Origin of the sequence: uncultured Anaerococcus sp. (assembly GCF_947253225.1) — a bacterium.
GTDB lineage: Bacteria > Bacillota > Clostridia > Tissierellales > Peptoniphilaceae > Anaerococcus.
In genome coordinates this window covers 1-3,738 of the sequence record NZ_CAMXYR010000096.1, presented here as the reverse complement: position 1 = coordinate 3,738, position 3,738 = coordinate 1, and the positions used below count along the sequence as shown (strand labels likewise).

Sequence of the window (3,738 nt, the reverse complement as noted above, 5' to 3'; positions counted from 1 at the left end):
GTGTATAAGAGACAGACATACTATGGGCAAATAATTTTAAATTAGATAATAAAATAATAAGGAATGGAATAAATGGTAGAAAAACTGTCGATTGATAGAAAGAAAATAGAGGCTCTAACCTATGAAGAGATTAAAGATGAAAAACTAGGAGCGATTTATAGCAAAGATAAGACAAGCTTTAGGGTGTTTGCTCCGTATGCTGATACCGTAGAGCTTTTGCTTACTGATGATTATAGAAAAACTCGCAAAGATAGATATCTAATGAAAAGAAATGACCTTGGCATATGCGAAGTAAGCCTTGAAGGAGACTATAAGGGATATTTTTATAATTATCTAGTGGACGGCAAGTATGAAGTTACTGATCCTTATTCATTTAGCTCGGCAATAAATAGTATAAGTTCCGCAATTGTTGACATGGGTGAAACGGATCCAGAAGGATTTAGAGAGCAAAAACTTCCTACAAACAAAGAAGAAGATGCAATAATCTATGAGATGTCAGTTAAAAACTACACTGCTGATCTAACGAGTGGGGCTAAAGCTAGGGGTAAATTCCTCGGTCTAACCGAAGAAGGATTAACCTATAAGGGTGTAACAACGGGCTTGGATAATTTAAAAGAGCTTGGAATTACCCATGCTCAACTTCTTCCTATCTATGATTTTATTTCTGTAGATGAGGATAGTAGTAAGTTTTTTGATGATGATAATTACAATTGGGGATACGATCCTGAATTATACTTTGCTCCAGAAGGTTCATACGCCAGCGAACCTTACAATCCTAAATCAAGGATTATAGATGCAAAAAAAATGGTTCAGGCCTTTCATAACAATAATATTTCTGTGATCATGGATGTTGTTTACAACCATACCTTCAAATCCTATGATTCAAATCTCGACACCCTCGCTAAGGGATACTACCACAGGAGAAATGATGATGGAAGCTTTGCCAATGGGTCTGGCGTTGGAAATGAAGTAGCAAGCGAAAGAGCTTTTGTAAGAAAACTTATAATAGATTCTTTGATACACTGGACTAAGGAATACAAAATTGATGGTTATAGATTTGACTTGATGGCTCTAGTAGACATAGATACTATAAAAATAGCCCTAAATGAACTTAGGAAAATTAATCCTAATTTAATAATCTATGGTGAACCTTGGATGGCCTTTGCTTCTCCACTTCCGTTCGACAAGCAGATACTAAAAGGCGCTCAAAGGTCAAATTCTTTTGGGGTTTTTAATGATGATTTTAGGGATGCTATCAAGGGTGATGTAAATGGATATGGGAAGGGATATATCCAAGGGATATATTCAAACAAACTAGGTATAGAAACAGGAATTGCAGGATCTATATCCTATGATGACAAGAGGATAGGATTCGCAGATGATGCTAGTGAGACAATTAACTATTTCAACTGTCATGATAATTTGATTTTATTCGACAAACTCGCTATTTCTTTAAATCAAACTACTGACATGGATGATTATATAAAAATGGCTTTGGGCATAATTTTCTTATCCTATGGCAAACCATTTATTTATGAGGGAAATGAATTTAATCATAGCAAAAATAATGATGCTAATTCATATAGGTCTCCATTAAGCAATAATGCTATTAGATGGAATGAGAAAACTGAAAATATTGAAATATTTAATTATGTAAAAGAATTAATTAGCCTTAGAAAGTCTATGGATGTTTTGAAATATACTAAGAGAAAAGACATAATAAATAGCCTTTCTTTTATGGAAGGACTTGATGACTGTAAGATTATCTATAAGCTTGTAGGAAAAAATGAGCTTTATCTAGTAGCTATTAATGCAAATCCTGAAATGGAGACTATAGGCAAAAATGAAATAGATATTTTCTTAGGGGAAAATTCCTGCAAATTGATAAATATTTTCTCTAAAAAGGGTATAAATAAGGTAGAAGTTAATACAGATAATGGATTAATTCTTGAGGGAAGATCGGTAAATGTATTTAAATTAGGAGAAAAAAATGGATTATAAAGAAACTTATAAAAAATGGTTAGAAGATGACAGATTTGATGAAGCTACTAAAAAAGATTTATTGAGCATCAATGATGATGAAGAAGAAATCAAAGATAGGTTTCACCAATCCCTAAAGTTTGGAACCGCAGGTTTAAGGGGCAAGCTTGGTGCAGGAACAAATAGAATGAATATTTATAATGTGGCTCAAGCGACTCAAGGTTTTGCTGATACAATAGCAGAAGGAGGAGAAGAAGCTAAGAAAAAAGGCGTTGCTATAGCTTATGATGTTAGACATATGTCGAAAGAATTTGCTAAGATAGCAGCTGAGGTTTTTGCAGCTAATGGTATTAAGGTTTATATCCACAAAGAGATTCAACCAACCCCAGTATGTTCTTATACAATAAGAAAACTTGGAAACGTTGCTGGTGTAATGGTTACTGCAAGCCACAATCCAAGAGAATATAATGGTTACAAGGCTTATAATCATGAAGGTAGCCAAATCTTAGATGAAACTGCAAATAAAATTTTAGGTCATATAGCAGAACATCCTGATTTCTTTGAGATTCCAAGAATTGATTTCGAAGAAGGTCTAAAAGATGGAATTATCGAATATGTTAATGACCAGCTTATTGAAGATTATATTAAGGAAGTTAAATCTTGTACAATAAACGATGAGGGCATAGATAAAGATATAAAGGTAGTTTATACTCCTCTTAATGGATGTGGAAATAAACTAGTAAGAAGAATTTTAGATGAAAGAGAATTTAAGAATATTTATATCGTAAAGGAGCAAGAAAATCCTGACCCTGACTTTACAACAGTAGGCTACCCAAACCCTGAAGATCCAAAAGCTTTCAAGTATTCAGAAAACTTAGGCAAAGAAGTAGGAGCAGAACTTCTTCTTGCAACAGATCCTGACTCTGACAGATGCGCAGTTGAAGTAAGAGATGAAAATGGACAATATCAATTCCTAACTGGAAACTTAATTGGTTCTCTTCTAACAAACTATATTTTGGAGGCTTTAGATGCAAAGGGTCAATTGCCTGAAAATGGAGCTATTGTAAAATCCTTAGTATCTACTGACCTTGTAAAACCAATAGCAAACAAGTATGGGGTTAGGGTATTTGATGTTCTCACTGGCTTTAAGAATATATATGCAGTTGCAAACGAGCTTGAAGAAAAAAATAGTGGTAAATTTATCTTTGGATTTGAGGAAAGTATAGGCTATAACTACAAGGACTTCGTAAGAGATAAAGATGCAGTTAACTCTGCAATGATGATTACGGAAATGGCTGCCTATTATAAAGCCCAAGGAAAGAGTCTCTTAGATGTAATAAATAGTCTTTTCGACCAATATGGCTACTACTCAAATGAAGTTGTTTCAATAGTTCTTGAAGGATTAGATGGTCAAGAAAGAATAAGTAGAATTATGACTCAAGTTAGAAATAATCCAATAAAACAGGTTTGTGGACTTGATGTCAAAAACATAATCGATTATCAAAATGATAATACAGGATTACCAAAATCTAATGTTCTAAAATACTACCTTGAGGATGATTCGTGGTTTGCAATCAGACCATCAGGTACAGAGCCAAAAATCAAGATATATATTAATGCTATTGGAAAAGATATCGAAGAATCAAAGGATAAGCTTGTTAAGATTAATAAATTCATGCAAAATATAATTGATTCTGTAGAATAATATAATATACTTAAGCTGCCTTTGGGCAGCTTTTTCAATTACTTATATAAAAT

The 3,738-nt window shown here is 33.3% G+C and carries 2 protein-coding genes; both read left to right on the top strand.

What is annotated here, in order from left to right; all coding sequences use genetic code 11:
* Nucleotides 1–72: 72 nt before the first annotated feature.
* Nucleotides 73–2,001 carry a type I pullulanase gene (gene pulA, locus Q0W95_RS07685; RefSeq protein WP_297791511.1) on the top strand — a complete coding sequence of 643 codons (1,929 nt, stop codon included), beginning with the start codon at nucleotides 73–75 and terminating at the stop codon, nucleotides 1,999–2,001.
* Complete coding sequence (locus tag Q0W95_RS07680) at nucleotides 1,991–3,685, top strand: phospho-sugar mutase (protein ID WP_297791509.1); 1,695 nt, start codon at nucleotides 1,991–1,993, stop codon at nucleotides 3,683–3,685. Before pulA ends, Q0W95_RS07680 begins: the two co-directional genes overlap by 11 nt.
* Nucleotides 3,686–3,738: the final 53 nt, after the last annotated feature.